Origin of the sequence: Caballeronia cordobensis (genome assembly GCF_001544575.2) — a bacterium.
GTDB lineage: Bacteria > Pseudomonadota > Gammaproteobacteria > Burkholderiales > Burkholderiaceae > Caballeronia > Caballeronia cordobensis.
In genome coordinates this window covers 49,609-76,357 of record NZ_FCNY02000020.1, presented here as the reverse complement: position 1 = coordinate 76,357, position 26,749 = coordinate 49,609, and the positions used below count along the sequence as shown (strand labels likewise).

Annotated in this window: 23 protein-coding genes and 1 tRNA gene; 5 read left to right on the top strand and 19 right to left on the bottom strand. The window is 64.1% G+C overall.

Annotation, left to right across the window (positions count from 1 at the left end; all coding sequences use genetic code 11):
* Positions 1 to 13: 13 nt before the first annotated feature.
* The 5 genes from AWB70_RS29775 to AWB70_RS29755 form a co-directional block, all read right to left on the bottom strand.
* Positions 14 to 811, bottom strand: coding sequence for an ABC transporter permease (locus tag AWB70_RS29775; RefSeq protein WP_014193697.1), 798 nt, complete (start codon positions 809 to 811; stop codon positions 14 to 16).
* Positions 808 to 1,719, bottom strand: a complete 912-nt coding sequence (locus AWB70_RS29770) for an ABC transporter permease (RefSeq protein ID WP_053570700.1) — start codon at positions 1,717 to 1,719, stop codon at positions 808 to 810. Before AWB70_RS29770 ends, AWB70_RS29775 begins: the two co-directional genes overlap by 4 nt.
* Complete coding sequence (locus tag AWB70_RS29765; protein ID WP_053570701.1) at positions 1,716 to 3,050, bottom strand: NAD(P)/FAD-dependent oxidoreductase; 1,335 nt, start codon at positions 3,048 to 3,050, stop codon at positions 1,716 to 1,718. Before AWB70_RS29765 ends, AWB70_RS29770 begins: the two co-directional genes overlap by 4 nt.
* Before the next feature lie 2 nt (positions 3,051 to 3,052).
* Positions 3,053 to 3,766, bottom strand: a complete 714-nt coding sequence (locus tag AWB70_RS29760; RefSeq protein WP_053570702.1) for an HAD-IA family hydrolase — start codon at positions 3,764 to 3,766, stop codon at positions 3,053 to 3,055.
* Between the two features lie 76 nt (positions 3,767 to 3,842).
* Positions 3,843 to 4,919, bottom strand: a complete 1,077-nt coding sequence (locus AWB70_RS29755; protein WP_053570703.1) for an ABC transporter ATP-binding protein — start codon at positions 4,917 to 4,919, stop codon at positions 3,843 to 3,845.
* 100 nt (positions 4,920 to 5,019) lie between these two features.
* Between AWB70_RS29755 and AWB70_RS29750 the strand changes: the two genes are divergently transcribed.
* Positions 5,020 to 5,991: a LysR family transcriptional regulator gene (locus tag AWB70_RS29750; protein WP_045456380.1), complete on the top strand. Its 972-nt coding sequence runs from the start codon at positions 5,020 to 5,022 to the stop codon at positions 5,989 to 5,991.
* On the opposite strand, the gene AWB70_RS29745 is transcribed toward AWB70_RS29750, so the two are convergent.
* The 11 genes from AWB70_RS29745 to AWB70_RS29695 all read right to left on the bottom strand — a co-directional run bounded on the left by AWB70_RS29745 (position 5,905) and on the right by AWB70_RS29695 (position 18,284).
* Positions 5,905 to 6,321, bottom strand: a complete 417-nt coding sequence (locus tag AWB70_RS29745; RefSeq protein ID WP_053570704.1) for a helix-turn-helix domain-containing protein — start codon at positions 6,319 to 6,321, stop codon at positions 5,905 to 5,907. The two genes, AWB70_RS29750 and AWB70_RS29745, sit on opposite strands and share 87 nt — an antisense overlap.
* On the bottom strand, positions 6,318 to 7,487 hold the full coding sequence (locus tag AWB70_RS29740) for an NAD(P)/FAD-dependent oxidoreductase (RefSeq protein WP_053570705.1): 1,170 nt from the start codon (positions 7,485 to 7,487) through the stop codon (positions 6,318 to 6,320). The genes AWB70_RS29745 and AWB70_RS29740 overlap by 4 nt, the downstream gene beginning before the upstream one ends.
* Positions 7,484 to 8,869 (bottom strand): FAD/NAD(P)-dependent oxidoreductase, encoded by a 1,386-nt coding sequence (locus AWB70_RS29735; protein WP_053570706.1) that lies wholly within the window; start codon positions 8,867 to 8,869, stop codon positions 7,484 to 7,486. The genes AWB70_RS29740 and AWB70_RS29735 overlap by 4 nt, the downstream gene beginning before the upstream one ends.
* On the bottom strand, positions 8,854 to 9,165 hold the full coding sequence (locus AWB70_RS29730) for a (2Fe-2S)-binding protein (protein WP_053570707.1): 312 nt from the start codon (positions 9,163 to 9,165) through the stop codon (positions 8,854 to 8,856). Before AWB70_RS29730 ends, AWB70_RS29735 begins: the two co-directional genes overlap by 16 nt.
* Complete coding sequence (locus AWB70_RS29725) at positions 9,162 to 10,991, bottom strand: ABC transporter ATP-binding protein (protein WP_053570708.1); 1,830 nt, start codon at positions 10,989 to 10,991, stop codon at positions 9,162 to 9,164. Before AWB70_RS29725 ends, AWB70_RS29730 begins: the two co-directional genes overlap by 4 nt.
* Complete coding sequence (locus AWB70_RS29720; protein ID WP_014193707.1) at positions 10,988 to 11,920, bottom strand: ABC transporter permease; 933 nt, start codon at positions 11,918 to 11,920, stop codon at positions 10,988 to 10,990. Before AWB70_RS29720 ends, AWB70_RS29725 begins: the two co-directional genes overlap by 4 nt.
* Positions 11,917 to 12,873, bottom strand: coding sequence for an ABC transporter permease (locus AWB70_RS29715; RefSeq protein WP_014193708.1), 957 nt, complete (start codon positions 12,871 to 12,873; stop codon positions 11,917 to 11,919). Before AWB70_RS29715 ends, AWB70_RS29720 begins: the two co-directional genes overlap by 4 nt.
* A gap of 79 nt (positions 12,874 to 12,952) precedes the next feature.
* The gene (locus AWB70_RS29710; RefSeq protein ID WP_053570709.1) at positions 12,953 to 14,575 is read right to left on the bottom strand and encodes an ABC transporter substrate-binding protein; all 1,623 of its coding nucleotides are present in this window, start codon (positions 14,573 to 14,575) and stop codon (positions 12,953 to 12,955) included.
* Positions 14,576 to 14,654: 79 nt separating this feature from the next.
* A complete protein-coding gene (locus AWB70_RS29705) occupies positions 14,655 to 15,929 on the bottom strand; it encodes an NAD(P)/FAD-dependent oxidoreductase (RefSeq protein ID WP_053570777.1) in 1,275 nt (424 codons plus the stop codon).
* A 28-nt stretch (positions 15,930 to 15,957) separates the two neighbouring features.
* Positions 15,958 to 16,626 carry a haloacid dehalogenase type II gene (locus tag AWB70_RS29700; protein WP_014193711.1) on the bottom strand — a complete coding sequence of 223 codons (669 nt, stop codon included), beginning with the start codon at positions 16,624 to 16,626 and terminating at the stop codon, positions 15,958 to 15,960.
* Positions 16,627 to 16,805: 179 nt separating this feature from the next.
* A complete protein-coding gene (locus AWB70_RS29695) occupies positions 16,806 to 18,284 on the bottom strand; it encodes an aldehyde dehydrogenase family protein (RefSeq protein WP_053570710.1) in 1,479 nt (492 codons plus the stop codon).
* Between the two features lie 219 nt (positions 18,285 to 18,503).
* Between AWB70_RS29695 and AWB70_RS29690 the strand changes: the two genes are divergently transcribed.
* Positions 18,504 to 19,400, top strand: a complete 897-nt coding sequence (locus tag AWB70_RS29690) for a GNAT family N-acetyltransferase (protein ID WP_053570711.1) — start codon at positions 18,504 to 18,506, stop codon at positions 19,398 to 19,400.
* A 1-nt stretch (position 19,401) separates the two neighbouring features.
* On the opposite strand, the gene AWB70_RS29685 is transcribed toward AWB70_RS29690, so the two are convergent.
* Together AWB70_RS29685 and oye are read right to left on the bottom strand one after the other, a co-directional pair.
* On the bottom strand, positions 19,402 to 20,970 hold the full coding sequence (locus tag AWB70_RS29685) for an ABC transporter substrate-binding protein (RefSeq protein ID WP_053570712.1): 1,569 nt from the start codon (positions 20,968 to 20,970) through the stop codon (positions 19,402 to 19,404).
* A 50-nt stretch (positions 20,971 to 21,020) separates the two neighbouring features.
* Positions 21,021 to 23,045, bottom strand: coding sequence for a multifunctional alkene reductase/demethylase OYE (oye, locus tag AWB70_RS29680; protein WP_053570713.1), 2,025 nt, complete (start codon positions 23,043 to 23,045; stop codon positions 21,021 to 21,023).
* A 95-nt stretch (positions 23,046 to 23,140) separates the two neighbouring features.
* On the opposite strand from oye, the gene AWB70_RS29675 reads away from it, so the two are divergent.
* Entirely contained in the window at positions 23,141 to 24,103 is a 963-nt protein-coding gene (locus tag AWB70_RS29675) for a LysR family transcriptional regulator (RefSeq protein ID WP_053570714.1), read from the top strand.
* Here AWB70_RS29675 and AWB70_RS29670 read toward each other — a convergent pair.
* Entirely contained in the window at positions 24,098 to 25,297 is a 1,200-nt protein-coding gene (locus AWB70_RS29670) for a mechanosensitive ion channel family protein (RefSeq protein ID WP_045456351.1), read from the bottom strand. The two genes, AWB70_RS29675 and AWB70_RS29670, sit on opposite strands and share 6 nt — an antisense overlap.
* A gap of 149 nt (positions 25,298 to 25,446) precedes the next feature.
* Between AWB70_RS29670 and AWB70_RS29665 the strand changes: the two genes are divergently transcribed.
* Positions 25,447 to 25,531: transfer RNA gene (locus AWB70_RS29665), tRNA-Leu, on the top strand.
* A 240-nt stretch (positions 25,532 to 25,771) separates the two neighbouring features.
* Complete coding sequence (locus AWB70_RS39440; protein ID WP_053570715.1) at positions 25,772 to 26,701, top strand: hypothetical protein; 930 nt, start codon at positions 25,772 to 25,774, stop codon at positions 26,699 to 26,701.
* Positions 26,702 to 26,749: the final 48 nt, after the last annotated feature.

Sequence of the window (26,749 nt, the reverse complement as noted above, 5' to 3'; positions counted from 1 at the left end):
GGTGGTGTAAGTATCAGGCCCGCGCCGCGGCCGACGAACGCCGGCTCACGACGACGATCATCACGAGACACAAGGTCAACGCGGTCAGCATGGTGCTGATGGCCGCAATGGTCGGATCGATTTCATCGCGCAAGGTGACAAACATGCGGCGCGTGAGCGTCTGGTTATTGCCGCCGGAAATGAACAGCGCAACGACGGTTTCGTCGAGCGCCTGAATGAACACGAACACCGCGGCGGAAATCACGCTCGCCTTGATCTGCGGCAGCGTCACCGCCATGAAGGCGCGAAAGCGGTTCATGCCGAGACTGCGCGCGACCATTTCCTGCGTGCGGTCGAAGGTGCGCAGATCCGCGCCGACGGAGATCAGCACATACGGCAGGCCCAGCATCGTGTCCGCGATGATAAGACCGCCGAGCGTGTTCACATAGCCCATCTGCGTGAAGACGAAGAACACGCCCACCGCGACGATGATGATCGGCACCATCAACGGCAGCATCAGCAGCGGGCGCAAGTAGCGCAACGACCAGTGCGATCCGTACTGAATGCCGTATGCCGCCGCGATGCCGAGCGGCGTCGCGATCAGCGCCGCGCATGACGACGCCGCGAAAGTCGTCTTGGCGGCGTCGATCCACGCGGGGTTATCGAAGAAGGCGTGATACCAGCGCAATGAATACGCGGGCGGCGGAAAAGTGAGGAAGCGCGCATCCGAGAACGACAGCGGCACGACGATCACCACGGGGATCATCAGGAACGCGAGGATCAGCATCACCGACGCGCCAAGCGTCACGCGGCCAAACGATAAGCGATTCATTTCGCCCCCAGCGTCTTTTCGAGCGGAATCACGCGGCTCACCGCATAGAAGATCGCGAACACGCAGATGAGCAGCACCACGCTCACCGAACTCGCCGCGCCCCACGAGTTATAGATCTCGACATTGCGGCTCACGATCATCGAGACCATCATCGACTTGCCGCCGCCCATCAGCTCCGGCGTGATGTAGAAGCCGAGGCACAGCACGAACACGAGCGTGACGCCCGCGAGCACGCCGCTCATCGACAATGGCAAGAACACGCGCAGGAAGACATGCAGCGGCGAGCCGCCGAGGCTCGCGCCGGCTTGCGAGAGATTCTGCGGAATCTTCTGCATCGCGGAGTAGAGCGGCAGCACCATGAACGGCAACAGGATATGCACCATCGCGATGATGGTGCCGAACTGGTTATACGAAAGCTGCAAGGGCCGGTCGATGAGGCCCATGCCGAGCAACGTCTTGTTGATGAGACCGGTGCGCTGCAACAGCACGAGCCACGCATACGTGCGCACGAGCACGCTGGTCCAGAACGGCAGGATCACCATGCCGAGCACGAGCGCGCTCCATCGCGGCGATATCGATGCCGCGAAATACGCGACCGGATAGCCGAGCAGCAACGTGATGGCCGTCACGATGAAACTGAGCTTGAAGGTCAGAAGAAACGTGTCGAGATACGCGCCCGTGAACACGCGCTCGTAGTTCGCGAGCGACAACACGCCATCGTGATAGAACGATTGCCACGAAAGCCACGCGAGCGGCGCCACGAGCAGCACGACGATCACCAGCAGCGCGGGCGCCATCAACAGCAGCATCGTGCGGTCTTCGCGACGCTGATGGCGCACCGAAGGGTCGAGCGTCGCGGAATGCATCGGGGCGGTGTCCTGGAGAATCCGTTTGGCTGTCGTCATCATGCACCCACGGCGTCGAGAAACTGATACCACGCGGCGACGAGCCTCACGCCCGGCGCGCGCAGCGCGTGAAACGGCACGGGCCGCAAGCCGTCCTGTGCGAGCAGCGCGAGTTCCGGCGTGTCGCCGAGCGCGAGCGCCGCCGCGTGCTGGCCGACGAGACTCGCCATCGCCACGCCCGCGCCGTTATAGCCGAGACAGAACGTGGTGGCGCTATCGCTGCGGCCGACATGCGGCAGCGCATTGAATGTCATGCCGACGTAACCCGACCAGCGATAGTCCACCGCCACGCCCTTCAACTGCGGAAAAAGCGCGACCATTGCGCGTTGCAGCGCATCGAAGCCGGTCGGCTCGCCTTCCTTGCCGAACGCATCGCGCCCGCCGAAGAGCATGCGGCCATCCACCTTGCGGAACCACTTCATCATGCGGCGCGTTTCGGTATAGCTGCGCCGGTTGACCATGAGTTCGCGATCCAGTTCGGGCGGCAATGGCGCGGTCGCGATCATCGCGCTTCTGAACGGCACGAGTTCGCGATGATAGGAAGCGGTAGCCTCGGTCAGATTCGAATACGCGTTGGTCGCGACGATCACCTGCTTCGCGCGCACCGTGCCGCCCGGCGCTTTCAAGAGCACGCGGCCATCCCGCTCGCGCGTCATCTCGATGACCGGCGTGGACTCGTAGATCGACACGCCGCGCGCGGTGAGACCGGCTGCGATGCCGCGCACGTATTCCAGCGGCAAGATCGTGCCCGCGTCCGCGCTCAGCACGCCGCCGACGAAGCCCTTCGAGCCGGTCTCATGCTCCACTTGCGCACGCGATTGCACGCTCATCGACGTATCGTTGAGCGCCGTGCGCACCCAGTCCGCTTCGGCGCATATCGACTCGAGCGCGCGTTCCGTATGCGCGCAGCGCAGGCTGCCCGTGTGCTCGAAGCGCGCACGCTCCAGCTTGAATTCGTCGATAAACATCTCGACGGTGCGCACGCCGTCATGCGCGAGCCGATGCATGCGCTTCGTGACATCGATGCCATGCGCGCTCGCCATCGCCGGAAACGACACGCGAAACTTCGACGACACCACGCCGCCATTGCGCCCGCTCGCGCCCCAGCCGACCGGATTCGCATCGAGCGCCACGCATTCGACGCCGCGCTTTTGCAGCGCATACGCGGCGCTCAAACCCGAATAACCCGCACCGATGATCGCGACTTCGACATCGATATCGCGTGCGAGCGGCGCACCCGTGCTCACCGGCGCATCCATCGCGGGGATACGCGCGGCCATCGCCCGCCACAGCGATTCGGGTTGCGGGCGCGGCTGTGTCGTCGGAGCGCGCATGGTCAGGCGGTGGCGCGCACTTCGTCGTCGACCGCATCCGCGAGCGCGGCGAGCGTCGCGAACTTCCATGTCGGCGTCGTGACGGCTTCGGGCACGGGCGTCGCGCCGAAACCCTTCATGCCCTGACGCCGCTCGATCCAGCACGTCGCATAACCGAGCCTGGTCGCGATGCCGATATCGTGATACTGGCTCTGCGCCGTATGCAGAATCTCCTCGAACTTGTAGCCGAAAGCGGCCTGACGTCCGCGGTTATACGCGAAGAATTGCGGATCGGGCTTCGCGACGCCGGTTTCGTCGCAGCACACGGTGTCGTCGAACGGATTGCCGAGCGTGTGCGCATACGCCGACAATGCGACGCGGTCCGCGTTCGTCATCGCGACGAGGCGGAAGTGCTTGCGCAGGCGCTTCAGTGCCGCGACGGAATCCTCGAACGCGGGCCATTCGAGCACGTCGCGCTGGAATGCCGCGGCGGATTGCGCATCGGCGGGCAAGCCGAGCTTCTTCGCGAGATGCACATACACGTTCGCCATTTCATGACTGGAGCGTCCCGGATGGATCGCGCGCCCTTCCATGTACGGCTCGAAAATCTGATCGTCGGTCAGGTCTTGCGCCTTCGGGCCGCCGAGCCGGCGCACGGAATCCAGCACGCCCTTTTCGAAGTTGATCAGCGTGCCCACGACATCGAACGTCAGAACCTTGAAATCGGTGAGATTCATGTTTGCTTCATCCTTTACGGGTTGCGCATCTACGTTGGCAGTCGAAATCGCCCGTGCACAGGCGGTCAAAATGAAATCAGGCCGGCACGACGATCGTGTCCTGCGGATCGAGCGCGACGGTCATCGACGCGCCTGGGGCCGGAATGCGCTGGCGCGCTTCGTGGCTGCCGGGCTGGCGAAGACTGATCGTGGTGCCGTCGGCGAGCGCGGCGAACACACGCAGGCTCTCGCCTTGATAAAGCACTTCGGTCACACGGCACGAAAGACGGTTGGCGTTCGCATGACGATGCTCGCCGTCGATGACGAGTTTTTCCGTCTGCACCGCGAGCAGAAGCTTTTCGCCGCGCGGCAAGGGGTGCGCCGTGCGCAGGACGGTATCGCCGAGACGCACGGCATCGTCGCCGGCGCGCACGACATCGAGCATCGTCGCTTCGCCGATGAAGCTCGCGACGAACGCATCGCAGGGCCGGTCGTAGAGGCGTTCGGGCGTATCGATCTGCACGAGCCTGCCGTCCTTCAATACCGCGACGCGATCGCTCATGGTGAGGGCTTCGCGCTGATCGTGCGTCACGTTGACGATAGTCGCGCCGAGTTGCCGGTGCAGCCTGCGCAATTCGATCTGCATGGTCTCGCGCAATTGCTTGTCGAGCGCGGAGAGCGGTTCGTCCATCAGAATGAGTTGCGGCTGAAAGACGATCGCGCGCGCCAGTGCGACGCGTTGCTTCTGTCCGCCCGAAAGCTGATGGATGCTGCGGCTTTCATACCCTTTGAGCTCGACCATTGCGAGCGCTTCCGCAACGCGTTTCGCCCACGTCGATTTCGGCTCGCGTCGCGCGCGCAGCGAGAACGCGACGTTCTCGCCCACGGTCATGTGCGGAAAGAGCGCGTAGTTTTGAAACACGATGCCGATTTCGCGCTTGTGCGGCGGCGCAAATGTTATGTCACGCTCGCCGACCCACACGCTGCCCGAGGACGGCTGCACGAAGCCGCCGAGAATGCCGAGCAGCGTGGTCTTGCCCGAGCCGGACGGTCCGAGCAGCGAGACGAACTCGCCCGGCGCGATATCGAGCGATACGTCTTCGAGTGCCGTCACCGCGCCATAGCGCTTGGTCGCGGCCTTGATCGACACGCCTGTCTTTGCTCGTGCGTCCATGACGTTCGTCTCATCGAAAAAGGAGAGGTTGGGAAAATACTAAGTCGCGAAGTTTTTGACGGCAATTCCAAAATTGTTGGATCGGGCATAACATGAAGTCATGCCAAACCTTCGCAGAAAACTGCCGAGCGCGAACGCGCTTTTCGTATTCGAAGCCGCTGCGCGCTGCGGTAATTTCACGCGTGCCGCGCAGGAGCTTTATGTCAGTCAGCCGGCCGTCAGCCGCATGCTCGCGCGCATGGAAGACCATATCGGCGTGCGGCTTTTCGAGCGCGTGCACGGCGGTATCGAACTGACGGAAAGCGGCAAGATTCTCTATCACAAGATATCGGAAGGCTTTAGCGGCATAGAAAGCGCGATCCGTGAAATCGAGGCGCGCGCGACCGGCATCGAAACCGTCACGCTGTCCGTTTCCACCGGCTTTACGACGCACTGGCTGATGCCGCGCATGAGCCGGCTGAATCAGGCGTTTCCTTCGGTCGATTTGCGCTTTCAGCTGATATCGGGGCGCATAGGCGGGCCGCTCGTCGATGTCGATCTCGGCATGCGCTTTCTGCACGATGAAGAGATCGACGAGTACGCCGTGCTCGTCATGCCCGAAATGCTGCTGCCGCTTTCCAATCCGCGTTATCACGAAACCGCGCGGACCGAGGAAGGACGCGCGCATGGCGATACCGTCATCGTCATGGACGACGAAGAGCGCGGCTGGCACGAACGTTTTCATGCGTTTGCGAAGAAAGAGCGCCACGCGGCCGGCATGCTGAGCTTCAACGATTACGCGATCGTCGTGCAGGCGGCGCTGCTCGGCCAGGGCATCGCGCTCGGCTGGCTCAACGTGACCTCGCACTGGCTCGCGCAAGGCACGCTCGTGCCGGCCGAAGAAGAGCTGATCGTCACGAGCCGCCGCTGCTGCCTGCTCACGCCGCCGAATCAGCCCGTGCGGCCCATCGTCGCCGCCGTGCGCGCGTGGATCATTCAGGAAGCGCTAAGCGACATGCGCATCGTCGAAAGCCAGTATCCGCGGCTCGGCTTGCGCGACGCGCTTCATCAGACCGGCATCGAGCTCGGCTGAGCGCGCTTTCTTGCGCGCTCGCTCGACGAATGCGCTCGGCGTCACGCCGCATAGCCGCTTGAAATGCCGCGCCAGATGACTCTGATCGAAGAAGCCCACTTCCGACGCGACGACGGAGCCCGGCACGCCCGCGAGCAAGAGCGTTTGCGCCCGGCGCACGCGCAATTCGCACAAGTACTTATACGGCGACAACCCGAATTGCTCGCGAAACACGGTCGCGAAACGCGATACGCTCAGCGCCGAAAGATCCGCGAGTTGCGCGAGACTCACGGTCTTGTCGAAATTGGCTTCGATATAGGCGAGCGCGTCGACGAGATTGGCTTGACTCATGGCGAAGTCTCGGATGTGACGATTTCAGGGTTCGTCGACGTTGCGCGTTGAAATCGTCTGATGGAAAACGAGGCGAGATCGATCGGCGTGCTGCCGGTATCGAGCAGTTCGGCAAGCGTTTCGCCCACGCCGGGACCGATCTGAAATCCCGAGCCGGAGAAGCCGAACGCATAGAACAAGCCATCGACTTTCGAACTCGGGCCGATAACCGGCTCCGAATCCGGCAGATAACTTTCCACGCCGCTCCATACGCGAATTACATGCAGCGGACGCATCGCGGGAACCATGCGGCGGAACTGCGCCATCTGCGCGACGGTGTGTTCCGGCAGCACGGATGCGCGCCGCGTATCGGCATTCGCGGGACCGGGCGGGCCGCCGCCCAGCACGATATTGCCGCGCGGAATCTGCCGGAAATAGACGCTTTCTGCCTTGATCGACGTGTACACGCCCATCGAAAACGGGAACACGTAGGGCACGGGTTCGGTCACGGCCATCTGCGGGCCGCGCGCCATGAGCGGCACCGGTTCGCCGAATTGCGTCGATAACAGGTTGGCCCATGCGCCCGCGCAAATCAGCACTTGCTCCGCGCGATACACGTCGCCCGCCGCGCTTTCCACGCGAAAGCCGCCCGCTTCCTTTTCCACGCGCACCACGTCCGCATTCTCGACGATGCGCGCGCCAAGCCGTGCCGCCGCGCGTCCGAAAGCGGGCGCGGCGAGACGCGGGTTCGCGTGGCCATCGAGCGGCGAGATCGATGCGGCAAGCACATCGCGCCCGAGAAACGGAAAGCGCCTGAACATCGCGGCGCCTTCGAGCACGTCGAGATCGAGGCCATAAGCGCGCGCATCGGCAGCATAGCGATGAAAGTATTCGGCGTCGTGCGCGTGATAGCACACGCGCGTATGACCCGAAGGCAGGAACTCGACATCCTCGCCGAGCCATTCGCGCGCATGCCGCCACGTTTCGAGCGCACGGTTGGACATCGCGAGTTGTTCGAGCGCGCGTCCCTGACGGCGCACGCCGCCGAAGTTCACGCCGCTCGCCTGCTGTCCGGTCAGGCCGCGTTCGAGCAGAATCACGGAGCGCTTGCGGCGGCTCAGAAAGAAAGCGGTCGTCGTGCCGACGATGCCGCCGCCTATCACGATCACATCGGCGCGCTCGCTCATTCGCTCGTCTCCATGTCGTGCGGCGCGAGCGCCATCGGCAACGGTTTGACGGGCGCCTGCCCGCGCAGGCGGCCCACCGCTTCGAGCGGCACGCGCGCTTCGGCAGCGATGACTTCCGCGCCCGCATGCGCACAGAAGCGGCCCTGGCACCGCCCCATGCCGACGCGCGAAAACGCCTTCGCACGATTCGCTTCCTTCGCGCCCATCTCGTTGACGACGCGTCTCAACTCGCCCGCCGTAATCGCTTCGCAGCGGCACACGATCGTTTCGTCCGGCAACGCGGCGGCGAAACGCGCGGGCCACGGAAACGCCGTGCGCAAACCCGCGGCGAAGCGCGTATAGCGGCTGAGCTGCGTGCGCAAGCGGTTCGCTTCGGCGGTGTCGTGCGGCAGGCTCAGGTCTTTCAGCGCCGCCAATGCGGCGAGCCTGCCCGCGCGTTCGGCCGCGTCGGCGCCACGCACGCGCGCGCCGTCGCCCGCGAGATAGACGTCTTTCACGTTGCTGCGGCCATCTTCGTCGGCGATGGGGAGCCACTGCTGCAACGCATGATCGAAGCGGAATTCGCAGCCCGCGAGATCGGCGAGCTGCGTTTCGGAGCGCAGGTGATAGCCGAGCGCGACGGCATCGCACGGCACATGCAGCATCGCGCCATCGGCCTGCCTGACGCGCACGCCTTGCACGCCATGTTCGGGCGAGCCTTCGATCTCGACCGGCACGATGCCGCGATGAACCGGCACGCGCGCCTCCTTTAGCACGCGCATCAACGCCATGCCTTTCTTCAGCGCCGATGGAATCGCGAGCAGTTGCGGCAACGCGCGCAAGCGTTCGGCGAACGTCGATGTATCCAGCACCGCGCTCACCGTCGCGCCCGCCTTCACGTATTGCGCGGCGACGAGATAGAGCAGCGGTCCCGTGCCCATCATCACGACGCGCGAGCCGATCGCGCAGCCCTGCGATTTCAGCGCGACCTGCGCGCCGCCGAGGCTATACGCGCCCGCGCGATGCCAGCCGGGCACGGGCATCAGCCGATCGGTCGCGCCGCTGCAGACGATGAGCGCATCGAAGGCGAGCTTGCGATGACGCGTGCCGTTCATCACGTGCACGGCGTTCGGCTCGATGTTCCACACGAGCGTATCGGGCATGTAGTCGATCTTCGCGCGCAACGCATCGAAGTCGCGATGCAACGCATGCGCGCGCCCGGCTTCCGTGCCGTACAGCGTTTCGTACGTGCGCGTGAATCCTTCGGGTTGCCGGCGATAAATCTGCCCGCCGTCCCTTCTGCCTTCGTCGATAACGACGGGGCGCAAGCCCGCCTCGGCCAGCGCCTGCGCCGCGCGCACGCCTGCCGGACCCGCGCCGATCACGATCACGGTCGCGGCCATACGCCCTCCGTTTGCGCAAGACGCGTGACGACGGACATGCCTTCGAGCGCTTGCGTCGTGCAGGCGCGCACGCGTTCGCCGTCTGCCGTCCACACCCAGCAATCCTGGCATGCGCCCATGACGCAGAAACCCGCGCGGCGGCCATCGCCGAATTCGGAGTCGCGCAAGTCGTGTTGCGATGTCAGCAGAGCGACCATCAAGGTATCGCCTTCGGCTGCGAGCGCGCGCTGGCCGTCGATGACGATCTCGAACGTCCTGCGTCCTTGTTCCGCGACTCTGACGAAGCGTCCGCTCATGCCGTCACCGTATCCGTCGACTGCATGCGCGCGAGATCGGCGGCGCTGTGATGGCACAGAATCTCCGCGCCCGAAGGCAAGGTCTTCTTCGCGGGCGGCGTGACGTTGCACTTGCCGTCGATGCGCGCGGCGCAGCGCGAACGGAAGCTGCACAGTTCGCGCGCATCGCTTTCCGGCCCGAGCGCGGGCAATGCGGCGAGCGCCGTGGCGCGGCGCGAATCGAGCCAGCCGGGGCGCAGCGCGGGCACCGAATCGACGAGCAGCCCCGTGTACGGGTGATACGGCGGATGCGAAAGCGCCTCGCGCTGACCCGCTTCCACGCACTGCCCCGCATACAGCACGATGACTTCATCGCAGATGGCGCGCACCGTCGATATGTCGTGGCTGATGAACATGTACGACACCTTCAGCTCGCGGCGCAGTTCCGCGAGCAGATCGAGGATCGCCGCGCCGACGACCGTATCGAGCGCGGACGTCACTTCGTCGCAGAGAATGAGCTCGGGATTCGCCGCCAGCGCGCGCGCGAGATTCACGCGCTGCTTCTGTCCGCCCGACAAACCGCCAGGCTGGCGCTTCGCGATCGATGCGGGCAGCTTCACCAGATCGAGCAGTTCGAGCATGCGCTTGTTGGCGGCGGGACCGCGCAGGCCGTGATAGAAATTCATCGGGCGCGCGAGAATATCGGCGATGGTGCGGCTCGGATTCAACGCGGTATCGGCGTTCTGAAACACGATCTGCACACGCCGGTATTGATCGAGCGTGCGCTCCGACAACTTCGCGGGCAAGGGCTTGCCGTCGAGCAGCACGTCGCCGCGCGCGCGATCGACGAGGCCCGCGATCACGCGCGCGAGCGTCGTCTTGCCCGAGCCCGATTCGCCGATCACGCCGAGCGTCGCGCCGCGCGCGATCTTCAGGCTCACGTCGTCGAGCACGCGCACGGCGGGCACGCCGTCGGCATCGATGCGGCCATAGCCTGCGCTCAGGTTGCGAATCTCCAGCAGCGGCGCTCTATTCGATTCGTTATCCGTATTAATCGCGACTTCCGGGCGGCGCGTCGCCGCGAGCAGCTCGCGCGTGTAATCGTCGGCGGGCGCATCGAGCACTTGCGCGGTCGCGCCGTTCTCGCGCACGCGGCCGCCGTTCAATACCACGATGCGATCCGCCATCTGCGCGACCACGGCGAGATCGTGCGAGACGTACACGGCCGTCGTGCCCAACTCGCGCACCACGCCCTTGAATGCCGCGAGCACTTCGATCTGCGTGGTCACGTCGAGCGCGGTCGTGGGTTCGTCGAACACGACGACAGCGGGATCGGTGATGAGCGCCATCGCCGCCATCAGACGCTGCAACTGGCCGCCCGAGACCTGATGCGGATAACGGTCGCCGATGCTTTCCGGATTCGGCAGCGCGAGCGCGCGAAAGAGGCCAATGGCCTTCTCTCTCGCCGCGGAAGCGCTCAAGAGCTTATGCAGCAGCGCCGGCTCCGTCACCTGATCCATGATCGTGCGCGCGGGATTGAAGCCCGCCGAGGCGCTCTGCGCCACATAGGCGACCGTGCGCGCGCGCAATGCGCGGCGGCCTTTTTCGTCGAGCGCGAGCACGTCGGTATCGCCGATCTTCACCGAGCCGCCCGCAATCGAACAACCGTTGCGCGCGTGCCCGAGCAGCGACAGCGCGATGGTCGTCTTGCCCGATCCCGATTCGCCGATCAGCGCGAGCACCTCACCTTTTTTCACCGTGAAATCGACGCTCTTCACGATCTCGACGACCGGGTCCGGCGCGTGCCCCGCGACGACGCGCAGGCCTTTCACTTCGATCATGTTCATTGGCCGCCTCCATGCGAACGCGCGCCATGACGACGCAGACTGTCGATGAGCAGATTGACGCCGACCGTGAGCGTCGCGATCGCGACCGCGGGCATCAGCACGGCGGGCGCGCCTTCGGCCAGGCCGCCGATGTTCTCGCGCACGAGCGAGCCCCAGTCCGCGTTCGGCGGCTGCACGCCGAGACCGAGAAAGCTCAGCCCGGAGAGCAGCAGCACGATGAACACGAAGCGCAGGCCGAAATCCGCGAGCATCGGATGAATCATGTTGGGCAGCACTTCCACGCGCGCGATGTAGAACAGCTTCTCGCCGCGCGCCTTCGCGACCTGCACATATTCGAGCGTCATGATGTTCACCGCGAGCGAGCGCGAGATGCGGAACGCGCCGGGTATGTAGGCGAGCGCGGCGACCATCATCAGCATCGGAATGGATGAGCCGAAGGCCGCGATCACGACGAGCGCGAGAATCTTGCTCGGGATCGAGATGAGCGCATCGAAGAGACGGCTCAGCACTTCATCGACCCAGCGGCCCGACACCGCCGCGATCAGCCCGAAGAAGGTGCCGATGACGCTTGCCGCCACCGTCGATGCGAGCGCGAGCCCGACCGTGTATTGCGTGCCGTAGAGAATGCGGCTCAGCATGTCGCGGCCGAGGTAATCGGTGCCGAGCAGATGCGCCGCGCTATACGAGCCGAAGATTTCCGTCGACGTGAATGCGCCGCCCTTGTAGGGCGCGACGACCGGCCCGACGAACGCGACCGCGAGCCAGAACACGACGATGAAAAGACCGATCAGTCCGAGCACCGAGAAGCGATGCACGAGCCGGTTCAACACGCTGCGCTTGATTGCAACAGGTGCCTGCTCTTGCGGTGCATCGGCGGGTGGCTGGTCGTATAGCACGGTCGTGGCGTGAGTAGTGACGTTCCGATTCATCGTTGACGCAGCCTCGGGTTGGAGACGATCTGAGCCAGATCGGCGATGAGCACGAGCGCGAGATAGGCCGCGCAGAACACCATCACGCAGCCCTGCACGAGCGGCATGTCGCGATTGGTGACGGCATCGACCATGAGGCTCGCGAGACCGGGATAATTGAAGATCGATTCGACGATCACCACGCCGCCGAACAGATACGAGAGACTCAACGCGACCGCGTTCGCAATCGGCCCGATGGTGTTCGGCAACACGTGGCGCAACACGATCCGCATGGGCGACGCGCCCTTGAGCAGCGCCATTTCCACATACGACGCGTTGAGCTGATCGAGCACCGCCGCGCGCGTCATGCGCGCCATCTGCGCGACGATCACGCAGCACAGCGTCATCACGGGCATCGCATAGGTGCGCACGAGCCCGCCGAACGACGACACATCCGAGAGATACGACAGCGCGGGCAGCCAGCGCAGCTTCACCGCGAAGATCAGCACCGCGATGGTCGCGACGAGAAACTCCGGCACCGCGACGGTCGAAAGCGTGAGCACGTTGAGCGTGCGATCCAAGAGCGAGCCGCGATACATCGCCGATGCAATGCCGATGAAAAGCGCGACCGGCACCGAGACGAGCGCCGTCAGCCCGGCGAGCACGAGCGAGTTCGGCAGACGCGTGGCGATGAGCTCGCTCACGGGCAGATTGTTCGACAGCGACGTGCCGAAGTTGCCCGTCACGACATGCACGAGCCATTGCATGTAACGCGTGATCGCGGGCTGGTCGAGGCCGAACTGATGACGCAGCGCTTCCACCTGCTCCGGTGTCGCGGCCTGGCCGAGCGCCTGTTGCGCGGCATCGCCCGGCAAGAGACCGGTAATGCCGAACACCACCATCGACACGATCAGCAGCGTGAGCAGCGCGAGGCCGAAGCGCGCGGCGACGAGTCGTTGCGCATGAACTTTCATCGGATATCGCCTCTCGTTGAAGGTTGTCATCGCGCGCCGCCATGCAAAGCGGCGGCGCGCGTCCGGTGCTACAGCACGTTCATGCGTCGAGCCACACGTTCTCCGCGAACATCCAGCCCATCAGACCCGCGAGCGGAATGCCGCCGAGCCCCTTCAGCTTCGTCGTGTGCGCATCGAGCGAGCTCTGGAACATCGGAATGCCGATGCCGCCGTCCTTGTGCACGAGCTCCTGCATGTCGCCGTAGAGCTTCTTGCGCTTGGCGTCGTCCGGCTCGCCGCGCGCGCTCACGAGCAGTTGATCGAACTGCGCGCTCTTCCAGTTGGCTTCGTTCCACGGCGCGTCGGACTTGAAGAACTGCGTGAAGATCACGTCCGCGCTCGGGCGCGCGTTGATGTTGCCGAAACCGAGCGGATGCTTCATCCAGTGGTTCGACCAGTAGCCGTCGGACGGCACGCGGGTCACCTGCAGATTGATGCCCGCCTGCGGCGCGACCTGCTGCATCAGCACGGCCATTTCGACGGAGCCTTCGGCTGCCGGCGACGCATACAACTGAATCGGCGTGTTGCCGACCTTCGCTTTCTGGAAATGGAACTTCGCCTTCTCGGGATCGAACGCGCGCTGCGGCAGGCCGGTCATGTAGTACTTGTTGGTCGGATCGATCGGTTGATCGTTGCCGATCGCGCCATAGCCGCGGAAGATCGTCTTCCTCATCTGCTCGCGGTCCATCAGATACATCATGCCGCGGCGGAAATCGGCGTTGCCGGTGATGCCGCCATCGTCGCGCATGATGAGATCGGTGTACTGGCCGGTCTTCGTTTCGAGCACCGCGAAACCCTGCGTGCCCTTGATGCGCTCGGTCGAACGCGCGCTCACCGCGTTGATGAGCTGCACGTCGCCCGATATGAGCGCGTTCACGCGCGCGGGCTCATCCGCGATGCCGATCAGTTCCACCTCGTCCAGATGCGGCATCCCCGGCTTCCAGTACTTCTCGTTGCGCACGCCGACCGTACGCACGCCCGGCGCAAATTCCTTGACCTTGAACGGGCCCGTGCCGACCGCCGTCTTGAAGTCCGTCGTGCCGTCCTTGATGATGAGAAAGTGCGAGTCCGCGAGAATCACGGGCAGATCGGCGTTCGCGCCCGTCAACGTGATGGTCAGCTCGTTCGGGCCGGTCGCCTTGACCTCCTTGAACTGATCGGCGAGCGTCTTCGCCTTCGAGCCGACCGCCGGGTCCTTATGGCGCATCAGCGAGTAGATGACGTCCTGCGGCGTGAGCGACTTGCCGTCGTGGAACTGCACGCCGCTGCGCAGCTTCACGACCCATACGGTCGCGTCCTTCGTTTCGAGCGATTCGGCGAGCGCCATCTTCGCGCCGAGATGATTGTCGAGTTCGGTCAGGCCGCTGTAGAACATGAATCCACGCGCGTAGTCGGTGCCGAGCGAGCCCTTCGCCGGATCGAGCGTGTCCGCCGCCGACGACGACTGCGTCGCCACGCGAATGCGCCCGCCCTGCTTCGGCTTGTCCTGCGCGAAGGCCGCGCCGCTCGCGGAGAGCAGCCCCGTGCCCGTCACGGTAAGCAGTCCGCCCGCGGCCATCGCGCGCAGGACGTTGCGGCGCGACGCGCCACGGCGCGTCAGTTCTTCGAGCCGTTTGCCTGCATCGGCATGGGCAAGTGCTTCAGGCGATGTGTCGATGCTCATGAACTTCTCCGCGATAAGGGCTTGTGGATGTTCGACGGCTCGTTATGGAATGGCGGCCGCCTGTCTTTGCTTCGATGCTTCAATAGAAGACGTCTTTGATCGAGTAATACGCGCCGACGAGCGGCAGAAACCAGGGCTTGCCCGTATGGCCGGGAATGGCGGGCCAGTCGAAATCGCGCCACGGATTCGCGTCTGCGTTGCCGTTCATCACGTCGGCCATGACCTGGCCCATGTGCGTCGACATCTGCGTGCCGTGGCCGCTGTAGCCCATCGAGAAATAGAGGCCGTCGTGCTGGCCCGCGCGCGGCAGGCGGTCCGCGGTGATATCGACGAGACCGCCCCAGCAATAGTCGATGCGCACGTTGGCCAGCGCCGGAAAGATGGCGGCGAGATTGGCCTGCAGAATGCGTCCGCTCTTCGCATCCGAAGGACGTTCCGATGCGGTGAAGCGCGCGCGTCCGCCGAGCAGCAGGCGCGCATCGGGCGTCACGCGAAAATAGTTGTGCATGAGGCGGCTCGTCGTGTACGAGCGCCGGTTCGGCAGCAGTTGCTGCAACTGCTGCAGAGGCAACGGCTCCGTCACGATGATGAACGAGCCGACCGGCGCCAGCCTGCGCCGGTACCACGCGAACGGGCCATGTTTCGACGGCCCCGTCGCGATCAAAACCTGCTTCGCGCGCAAGCTGCCCCGCTTCGAATCGATGCGCCAGCCGCCGCCTTCTTTCGTGATCGCCGTGACTTCGGCATGTTCGTAAAGACGCGCGCCCCGGCGAGACGCGGCTTGCGCCAGTCCGGCCGCGAACTTGCCCATATGCATCTGTCCGCCGTGACGTTGCAGCAAGCCGCCGTAAAAGGCGTCGGATTGCACTTCGTCGCGGACCCGTTCGCGATCGAGCAAATCGATGTCCGGGTCCACTTCACGCCGGATCAGCTCGGCGGTCTTCGCGATGTGTTCGAGATGATGCGGCTTCGCGGCGAGCTTCAGCTTGCCCGACGCGAGATAGTCGCAATCGATCCCCTCTTCCTTGATTAGACGCTCGACGGTATCGACAGCCGCCGCATACGCGCGATAACACCCTTGCGCACGCTCGACGCCGAGTTGCGCGCGCAGCGCCGCATAATCCTGCGCGACGCCCGTATTGCACTGCCCGCCGTTGCGGCCCGACGCGCCGCCGCCGATGCGCCCGGCATCGAGCACGACGACGGACGCGCCGCGCCTGGCCAATGCGAGCGCCGCCGACAGGCCCGTGAACCCGCCGCCGATCACGGCGACATCGGCCTGACCGTCGGCCGGGCCTTCGCACGCGAACGTCATCGCGGGCGCGGTATCGAGCCAGTAGGAGTCGAGTTTCATCGGCATCGCTCGCTTGAAGGAGTGCGTGTTACAGACCGAGCTGCGTGGCGAGATCGCCGATGGTGTCCACTTCGTAATACTCGTAGTACGGCGTGCCCGGCTCGTGGCCGCGCTTGACGAACGCCTTGTGCTTGACGCCCATGTCGTGCGCGGTCATCAGGTCGTAGCGCAGGCTCGACGAAACGTGCAGCACGTCTTCCGGATTGCAGTTCAACTGGTCGAACATGTACTCGAAGCCCTGCATGCGCGGCTTGTACGACTGCGCCTGCTGCGCCGTGAACACCCGATGAAACGGCGCGCCGAGCTTGTCGACGTTGCTTTGAATCTGATCGTTCGACGCATTCGACAGAATCACGAGCTTGTACTTCGTCGCAAGCCGCGAGAGGCCTTCCGGCACGTCCGGATGCGGGCCCCACGTCGGCACCGCGAGATAATACTTTTCTGCTTCGGCCTCGTTGAATTCCACGTTCATGCGCGCGCAGGTGCGACGCACCGCATTGACGATCACGTCGCGATAAGGCTTCCACGCGCCGAGCACTTCGTCGCGCCGGTAGCCCGAGAAGAACTTGACGAATTGCTCCAGGTCGTCGCCTTGCAGGCGGTCGCCGTACATCTCGCGGGCCATGTCGGCCATGCGGAATTTCGTCAGCGTGCCGTAGCAGTCGAACGTGATGTACTTCGGCTCGAAATCGATCATGGTGTCGGTCCTGTCGTGTGATGAAGGTGAAAACGGTGAACAGCGAAACCGTTATGAAAATTTAAACAAGGCAAAAATGACGGGTGGCGTCGAATGCGTGCCCTGCGACGATACAAGTCATGCGTTTTGAGGCATCGCCGCAGCACAAAATGCGGCGCGTTTTTGCACGGTCGTGCGCATCATCCTTCGGTGTCGATGAGCACGCTCTTGAAGCGCAGATTCGCTTCGTAAGCCTGCCGCCCGAGATCCTTGCCGATGCCCGAACGCTTGTAGCCGCCGGTCGGAATCACGAAGTCGCTCGTGCGGCCGTAGCGGTTGACCCACACGGTGCCCGCTTCGATGCCGCGCACCATGCGCAGCGCGCGGCCGATATCCGCGGTATGCACGCCGGCGGCGAGACCGTACTCGGGATGCGCGGCGAGTTCGAGCGCTTCCTCTTCGGTGTCGAAGGACTGCACGGTCAGCACCGGGCCGAAGATCTCGCTGCGCACGGCTTCGCTTTCCTGCGTGACATTCGTGAGCAAGGTCGGCGAGTAGAACGCGCCGGGCGTCGCGGCATCCGCGCGCGTGCCGCCGCATCGCAAGCTCGCGCCCGTAGCGATCGTGCGCTGAACGATGCCGTCGATGCGCTGCGCCTGCGGCTCGGAGATGATCGGCGGCAAGGTCGTGCCCGCGGCCCATGTCGCGCCGGCCTTCAGTTCGCTGAACACGCGCGCGATGCGTTCGACGAGTTCATCGGCGATGGCGCGCTGCACGAGCAGCCGCGAGCCCGCGACGCACACCTGTCCCGCGTTGCCCGTGATCGCGCCCGCGATGCGCCGCGCCACGTCATCGATGCGCGGCGCATCGGCGAACACGATCTGCGGGCTCTTGCCGCCGAGTTCGAGCGTGACGGGCTTCGTGCCCGTCTCCGCGCACGCGGCCATGATCGCGGCGCCGGTGCGCGTCGATCCGGTGAAGGTCACCTTGCCGATGCGCGGATGGCGCACGAGCGCATCGCCGGTGATACGGCCATCGCCCTGAACGATGTTGAAGATGCCCGGCGGCACGCCCGCTTCCAGCGCCAGTTCCGCGAGACGCAGCGCACTGAACGGCGTCATCTCCGAGGGCTTGAGCACCACGGCATTGCCCGCAGCGAGCGCGGGCGCGACCTTCCAGACGCCCATCACGAGCGGAAAATTCCACGGTGCGATGGCGCCGATGACACCATACGGCTCGGCGATCGTCATGCCGAGATGACGATGCTCCGTCGCCGCGACATCGCCGCCGATCTTGTCGGCGAACTCGGCATAGAAGCGGATGCTTTCCGCAGCGAACGGCACGTCCCAGTGGTACGCATCGCGCACGGGGCGCGTCGAGCCGAGCGCTTCGAGCGGCGCGAGACGGGCGGCGTCGGCGGCGACGAGATCGGCGAACTTGCGGAGCACGCGTGCGCGCTCGCGCGGCGCGCGGCGGGCCCAGTCGCTCGTCTTGAACGCGCCATACGCGTTCTGCACGGCGTAGTCGATCATTCCTTCATCGGCGACGGGCACCGATGCATACGCGACGCCATCCGACGGCCGCGACACTTCGATACGCGACGGGCCCGCATTGATCAGTTCGCCGCCAATGAAATGCCCGCTCCTGATGCCGATGCTGGCGGGATCGAAACGGTCCATATGCGTGAGTCCTCCGTGACGTGGCGTTGACATGGCTTCATCGTAGGACCGGAGCGCCGGCATTTTTCGCTGACAAAATTGCCGATTCAGCACAGCGCGCGCGTTCTTCCCGCGATAACCCGCGGTTTTGCGTTGCATCACGCGCGCACAGCCGTGTGCCGCGGGAGACAGGAAGATCGTCCTAGCCATGCGCGCCGCGCGGTGTCAAAGTCACGGTAAATGTCTCAGCATGAGGAGGCCTGCGTGCCCGACTCGAACAACAACGATGTGATCGAATACCGGGCTTTCACGCTCGACGACATCCCCGCCGCGCATGCGTTGACCACGTCCGTCAAATGGCGGCATCGCCCGGACGACCTGCGCTTCGCGGCGCGTCTCGGTCATGGCTTCGCCGCCGTCGATAGCCAGGGCCGCGTCGTCGGCAACGCGCTCGCGTGGGAGTTCGGCGCGCATGCCGCGACGCTCGGCATGTTCATCGTGTCGCCAGAGCATCAGCGGCGCGGCATCGGACGCGGACTGCTCGACCGTCTGATCGCGAAGCTCGGCGCGCGCATGCTGCTCATTCACGCATCGAACGAAGGCAAGCCGCTGTGCGAGGACCGCGGCTTCACACGCATCGACACCATCCAGCAACATCAGGGCGCGGCGTTTCAGCCGCCGCTCGTGTCCTTGCCGCCCGGCGAGCGGCTGCGGCCCATCGGCGCGAAAGACACGCCGCGCCTCGCCGAGCTCGCCTCGCGCGCGAGCGGGCTTGATCGCTCCGCGCTGCTGCCCGAATTGCTCGATGTGGCGAGCGGCATCGCACTCGATCGCGACGGCGAACTTATCGGCTTCGCGCTGTTCCGGCGTTTCGGCGACGGTCACGTGATCGGCCCCGTCGTCGCGCCGGAATCGCCGGACCAGAGCCGCGCCAAGGCTCTGATCAGCTACTGGCTCGCGCTGAACGCGGGCATGTTCGTGCGCGTCGATACGCCGCTGCGTTACGGGCTGTCCACCTGGCTCGAAGGGCTCGGGCTGCCGCTCGTCGATACCATCGAGCAGATGGCGCTGAACGGCACGCCATCCGCCGATGAAACGCTCGCGCAGTTCGCGCTGACGAGCCAGGCGCTGTGGTGACTCACGCTTTCTCCAGCCACGCGAACTCCGCGAAGCGATAACCCATCACGCGGCCGGAGGGACTGCCTTTGAGGCCGCGCAGCTTCGCGCTCTGCGCATCGATGAAGTTGATGAACGCGGGAATCACGAGGCTGTTCTTCTCGTAGATGATCGTCTGCATGTCGCCGTACATCTGCTTGCGCTTCGCTTCGTCGCGCTCGCGGCGCGCCTGCACCAGCAATTGATCGAACTGTTCGTTCTTCCAGCCCGATTCGTTCCAGTTCGCATTCGAGCGGAAGAACTGCGTGTAGAGCAGATCGAGCGTCGGGCGCGGCAGGATCGAGCCGTAGGTCATCGGGTACTTCATCCAGTACGTCGTCCAGTAGCCGTCGGCGGGCACGCGCCGCACGTTGATGTCCACGCCCGCCTGCTTCGCGGCCTGCTGGACCATCATCGCGGAGTCGAGCGCCGTTTCGACCGATGGCGGCGCGATGATCTCCGCGCGCGCGCCCGGCGTGCCGGCCTTCTTGAAGTGGAACGCGGCCTTGTCCGGATCGTATGCGCGCTGCGGCAAACCCTTCATGAAGTACGGATGCCACTCGGGCACCGGATGATCGTTCGCGAGCTTGCCGTGGCCCTGCAGCATCACCTTCACGATGCGCTGCCGGTCGTGCAGATACTTGATGCCTTCGTTGAAGTCCGCGCTCTTCGTCGGCAGCATGTCCTGACGCAGCGCCAGATCCGAATACAGTTGCGACGGGCTTTCGAGTATCGTCACCTTGCCCGTCTGCTTCACGCGCTCGACATCGCGCGCGGGCAGCGGCGATATCAACTGCACATCGCCGGCGAGCAGCGCATTGGTGCGCGCCGCATCATCGCCGATGCCGATGATCTCCACTTCGTCGAGATACGGGCGCCCCGGCTTCCAGAAGTTCGGATTGCGCGTGCCGATGCAGCGTTGCGCCGGCGTGAACTCCTTGACCACGAACGGGCCGGTGCCGTTGCCTTTGGAGAAGTCCGTCGTGTTCGCCGCGACGATCACGAGGTGCGGGATCGCGAGCAGCGCGGGAAGATCGACGTTCGGCTCGGTCAGCGTGATCTCGACCTTCAGCGGCCCGGCCGCCTTGACCGAAGCGATGCCATCCGCGATCGACTTCGCTTTCGAGGCCGTGGCGGGGTCTTTATGGCGCATCAGCGAGAACACGACATCGTCCGAGGTGAATGGCTTGCCGTCGTGAAAGCGCACGTCGGGCCGCAGCGTGACGGTCCATTTCACGAAGTCGTCGGATTCGAGCTTTTCGGCAAGCGCGTTCTGCGTCTTGAAGTCGGCGTCGAGTTCGGTGAGGCCGCTATAGAACATATAAGCGCGCGAGTAGTCGCCGGTATGCGTGCCCTTCGAGGGATCGAGCGAATCGGTCAGCGACTGGTTCGCGAGCGCCACGCGAATGCGCCCGCCGCGTTGCGGCGTGGCCTCGGTCGCGGCGAATGCGAATGGCGATGCGCCGGGTAACAGAATCGTCGCGGCGGCAAGCGTCTTGATCGCCTTGCGGCGGCCTGGATCGGCGACAACGAGTTCCTTCGGCAATGTCATGGTCAGTCTCGCTCGGTCATGTAGTGATTGCGGATCGATGGAACGTGCCTTCACAGCGCAAGGCAAAGCCGGTATGCGTCGTAGATGGCCGTATGGATGTCGCGCGACGCGCTCGCGTCGCCGATGCGGTACAGATGGAACTGCCCTTCTTCGGCAGCATGGGCGGGCTGCGGTTTGCCTGTTGCGAAGGCTTCGAGATCGGTATAGCCGTCGTTGGCCGAATACATGCGAGCCGCCTCGAACAGATCTTCGACCGCGAGCATGCCGCGCTCGACGACGACATGATCCGCTTCCAGCTCCACGCGCTCATTCGTCAGATGATGCTGGAACACAGCGCGGCGCTTGCCGTTCGACGACGCATTCACTTCGATCAGCTCGATATTCGTGCGCACGGGCACGTCCCAGCGGGCGATGTTGCGCATCCAGACCTGATCGTCGCCGCGTCCGCCGGTTTCTTGCGCGGGCATGCTGTCGATGAGCGCGAGCGATACGTCGAGGTCCGCATCCACATAACGTTCCGCGCACAGATATGCGTTGTGGCGGCCGGTGCCGTCGTAGACGATCACGCTGCCTTCGCGCGGCGGCGTTTCCGTGAGCGCATCGAACACGCTCTTGCAGTGCTCCGCGCCCGGCAACGCATCGAGATTCGGCAGGCCGCCCGTCGCGATGATGACGACATCCGCGCCATGATCGAGCACGTCGCTCAATTCGGCGTAGTGGTTATAGCGCACATCGACGCTCAATCTTTCGAGCGCGGACACGCGCCAGTCCACGATGCCGATGAGATCGCGCCGCCAGCTTCCCGTCGCGGCGAGCAGCAATTGGCCGCCCGCCGTGGAGTTCGCTTCGAGCACGGTGACGTCATGGCCGCGCGTCGCGCAGATGCGCGCGGCTTCGAGGCCGGCCGGTCCCGCACCGACGATCAGCACGCGCTTCGTTTGCGCGGCCTTCGGTATGTCATGCGTCAGATACGTCTCGCGCGATGTCGCCGGATTATGGATGCACGTCGCGCGGAAATTGCGGCAGAACGATGCGCCGACGCACGGCCTGGCTTCGTCTTCCTTGCCCGCTTCGACGAGCTTCACGAGATGCGGCTCGGCGATATGCGCGCGCGTCATGCCGACCATGTCGAGCAGGCCTTCACGGATCGCATAGCGCGCCGTGGCGAGATCGGCGATCTTCGCGGCATGGAACACGGGCAGATCGACGGCGCGCTTGAACGCGGCGGCTTTCGGCAGCCACGGCGCGGACGGCACGAACATGCCGGGCATCGAATTGACCGCGAGCGCCATCTTCGTGTCCATGCGCCCGAACGTGACGTTGAAGAAGTCGAACAGACCCGTGCCTTGCAGAATGCGCGACATCTCCAGCCCTTCTTCGAAGCTGCATCCGTCTTCGAGCGCGAAGCGAAAGCCCACGACGAAATCGTCGCCCACCTGCTTGCGAATCTCCTCGTGAACCTCGATCGCGAAGCGCACGCGATTGGCCGTCGAACCGCCATATTTGTCGGTGCGCAGGTTCACCGTCGGGTCCATGAACTGGCCGATCAAATGACCGCCCGCATGCGTTTCGATGCCGTCGAGCCCGCCATCGCGGCAGCGCTTCGCGGCGAGGCCGAAATCGCGGATCACGCGTTTGATGTCGGCGTCGTGGATCGCCTGCGGCATGGCGCGGTGCAGCGTTTCGCGCACCGGCGAGGGCGCGATCATCGGTAGCCACGGTTCCGTGTAGGCATCGCCGCGCCGCCCGAGATGCGTGATCTGGCACATCAGCGCCGCGCCGTGCGTGTGGATGCGATCGGAGAAGCGCCGCAGATGCGGCACCACCGCATCCGTCGACAGGTTGATCTGCTGGAACGTGTTCGGACTGTCGAGACTTACGTTCGAGGAGCCGCCGAACATGGTCAGCGCGAGGCCCCCTTTCGCCTTTTCCTCGTGATACCGTTGATAGACCTCCTGCGGGAATTCGTCGCGCGTCAGGCGGCTTGCGTGGCTCGTGCTCATCACGCGGTTCTTGAGCACGAGATGCTTGAGGGTGAACGGCTGAAGCAAGGGGTCCGACGAAGCAGTGGTCATGGCCTGCAAATGAAGTGGACGTCGGAGCCAAGGTAAGGAGGCCAATATGCGCCGTCAAATTACAAATCGATGCATGCCCCATAACATGGTGTTGTATGAGTCTTCGACTTCCTTCGCTTCAGGCGCTGCTCGTCTTCGAAACGTCGGCGCGGCTTTTGAGCTTCACCAAGGCGGCCGGCGAGCTCAACGTGACGCCCGTCGCGGTGAGCCGCATGGTCGCGCGTCTGGAGGATGCGCTCGGCTTCCGGCTCTTCGAGCGCACGAAGCTAGGGCTAACCCTGACTGAGCGCGGCGCGACATTGCAGCGCGCGGTCGCATCGGGCTTCGGGCAGATCGGCGACACCATCGACGAATTGAAGCGCGACCATGCGCAAGGCGAGATCGTGACGCTTTCGCTGGCAAGCGGCTTCGCCGCGTTGTGGCTGCTTCCGCGTTATGCCGAATTTCGCAAGACCTTCCCTTCGATCAATCTGCGCCTGCAGGTCATGGCGGGCCGCCTGTACGGACCGCTCGAAGACGCCGATCTCGGCATTCGCCTGCATGGCCCCGGCTCGGACGACGATCCGTTTCTGCTGTGCCCCGAGATCATCGTTCCGATTTGCAGTCCGAACTATCTCAACGAGTTCGGACCACTCGATGCCCCGAAGCGCGCCGAAGGTCACGCCTACATCCATCTCGACGTGACCACGCATTCGTGGGCGGACTTTCATCGCGCGACGGGTCTGTCCGACAAGGGCATCGGCGAGGCCGTGCATCACACCGATCCGGGGCTCGCCGTGCAATGCGCGATGCTCGGCCAGGGCGTCGTGCTCGGCTGGCTGCTTGCCATCGCCGCACCGCTCAACGAAGGCAAGGTGATTCCCGCATGGAACCGCTATATCGAAACCGGCTGCAACTACGTGCTGGAACATCGTTCGTCGAATCCATCGGAGAGCACGCGTGCCGTCGCGCGCTGGCTCACCGATGAAATGAAGCAGGAAGTCGACGACGCGCGCCGCATTCTCGCGTTGCTCAAGGCGGTGCCGAAAAAACGCGTCGAGCCTGCGCCTGTGTCATGACGGCGACGACGAGCGATCGCGCTGAAAGCAGCGCAAACCGAAGAGCGGGACACTGCCGTAGGCGTGATCGAGCAGGTCGGATTGCACGGTTTCGTAGCGCTCCCAGCGAATCTCGTCGACATAGAGCACGATCTCCAGCGCGACGATGGGCGCAGTCGATTGCACATGACGGATCACGAGCGGCATGTCGCGCCGCACCGCCGGATGCTGCCTGAAATAGCCGCCGAGATAGAGCCTGTACCAGCCGAGGTTCGTGCGGCGTTCGTCGTCGGGCACGGCGAGCGGGCGCTGGATTGCTTCGTGCATGCGCGAGAGCAGTTCGTCGTCGGGATAGCGGATCGTGTCGACATCGAAGTGAATCGCATGACGCAGGCGGCGGCAGCGCGATTCGATCATGCCGCGCCAGTTCTTCACGCTGTTCGAGAGCAGAAGCTGGCTCGGCAGCATCACGATGGTGTTATCGAAGTTGCGTACCTTGATCGTGTTGAGGGAGATATCGATGACGGTGCCGTCGGCGACGAAGCCGGGGACTTCGATCCAGTCGCCCACGCGCAGCATGTCGTAGGCCGTCAGCTGAATACTGGCGACGAAGCCGAGCAGCGAGTCCCGAAAGATGATGATGAGCAGCGCCGTGATCGCGGAAAGGCCGGTGAGCAGATAGAGCGGCGAACGTTCGAGCAGCAAGGACACCACGGCGATCAGCGCGACCAGATACAGCACGATGGTCGTGATCTGCAGAAAGCTCTTGATCGGCCTTTCGCTTGCGGTCGGGAAATGGCTGTACCGCTCTTCGATGCTGTCGCGCAATGCGAGCGCCGCGCGCACCAGCGTGTAGACCATGTAACAGGCCGCGAGTATGGCGAGCGGCCGTCCGAGCGCCGGGACGACGGGGAACGTGAGGCCGGTGAGCATCGGCGCCGACGCGTAGATAATGGCCGCGGGCACGAGCGGCGCGAGCCGGTGGAACACCCGATGCCGCTCGGCGGCGACCAGCCACTTGCGCCCTTCCTTGCGCGCGAGGCGGCTGACGATCATCAGCATGATCCAGCGCGTCAGGTAGTAGCAGATCACGCTCGCGAGCACGATCGCGAGGAGCAGGACGGCGACCAGCAGCGTCGCGACGGCCCAGCTCTCGGTATAGAAAGACAGATGCCAGTCTGGTCCTCTTTCGATACGCAGCATATTGCCGAACATGGACGCTCCTGTTATGGGCGAACTGACGGGATTATTCAGCCGATTGAGACGTGACGCGCGTCATGGAGGCTATTGTAGTGGGGCTGCGCGTGCGTTTATCGCGGGGACTTCGCATTTGATGATTTTCTCGCTACAATTCGGTCCCCTTTGCCCAGGTGGCGGAATTGGTAGACGCACTATCTTGAGGGGGTAGCGCCGAGAGGCGTGCGGGTTCGAGTCCCGCCCTGGGCACCAAATGGCAGTTCGAACGGCGGTTTTGCGCGCCGGGTCAGGCACTCCCGATTCCGGGGCGCCGTCGACGATTTCAGCTTTCGGCCGCGGTATGCTCCACGTAGCTGGATGGGCGAACGTTTGCCCGTGCAAGTGATCGCCAGTTTGTTTCGTTATGCTATATATCTGTCCGTTCACGTAATGGAAAAAAGAAATGCCAACGAAGAGGACATACGCACCGGGCGATAGCGGCAGGAGCGGCATATGCACAGCGTAGAGCTCGTAGAGAGCATCGAGTGCAGAGCTACGCTGTATGACGAGCCAAGCTACGAATCCGAGTTTCTGAACCTCCATTGGGTCAGCGCGCTCTCCGCCGAGGCGCGGCGCAAACAACGCGAGCGGGACAAAGCGGACTTCCTCGAATGGTTCTGGCTCGGCCCGCTGGCCGGCGGTCTCGTCGGGGATGTCGGACTCGACGAGCTAGAGCGATTGGGCGAATTCGCAAGAGCAAACGGCTTGATCGAAGGGCATTCGCGACACGCCCACAAGCGACTCGAGGAAGCGATCGAACACGCGGTGGAGGATGATCTGATCATTCCCGTTATCGATCGCGCGGATGAATCGGGGTCGTGTGTCGCTGCTTCCACTGCTCAGACCTCCGTGCGCTCCGGCTCGCCGTCGAGCGACGCATTCTCGCCGTTGCTCGCTACACTGGGCGGTGACCCGATATTGCCCGGTCCCTACGATCCCGCAACGCAAGAAGAGAAGCTGAAAGCAGCGCGCGAAGCGGTGGACGGACCGAATACAGACAGGGGCGGTTTCGATTGGCTCGGCGCGGCAGAAGCCGCGGCGAGCGCGCTGCCCGGCAGCTCACGGTCCGACGACGACAGCGATTCAACGCTCCAGAACTTCGGCGACAGTGGCGACGACGGCGGTAATTCATTGCTCAGCGACGCACAGCCGTATGAGTACGTACCGGATGCCTTGGGTAGCGATGCGTTAGAACTCGCAGCGCAGACCAACAATCCTGACTACGCCGCGAGGATGCTCGGATATGACCGCGATACGTTCGGCGACATGTTTCACGCAATGAAGAATCAGAACGGGTTGAGAGGCGACAATAACGTTGTGTGGCACGACAACGGCGACGTGTACTACAAGGGAATGTATCTTGATAACATGCATAACTACTGATCGATCAAGTCGATTGCTCGCCCACGCCTCGTTCACGATCAGTGGAGA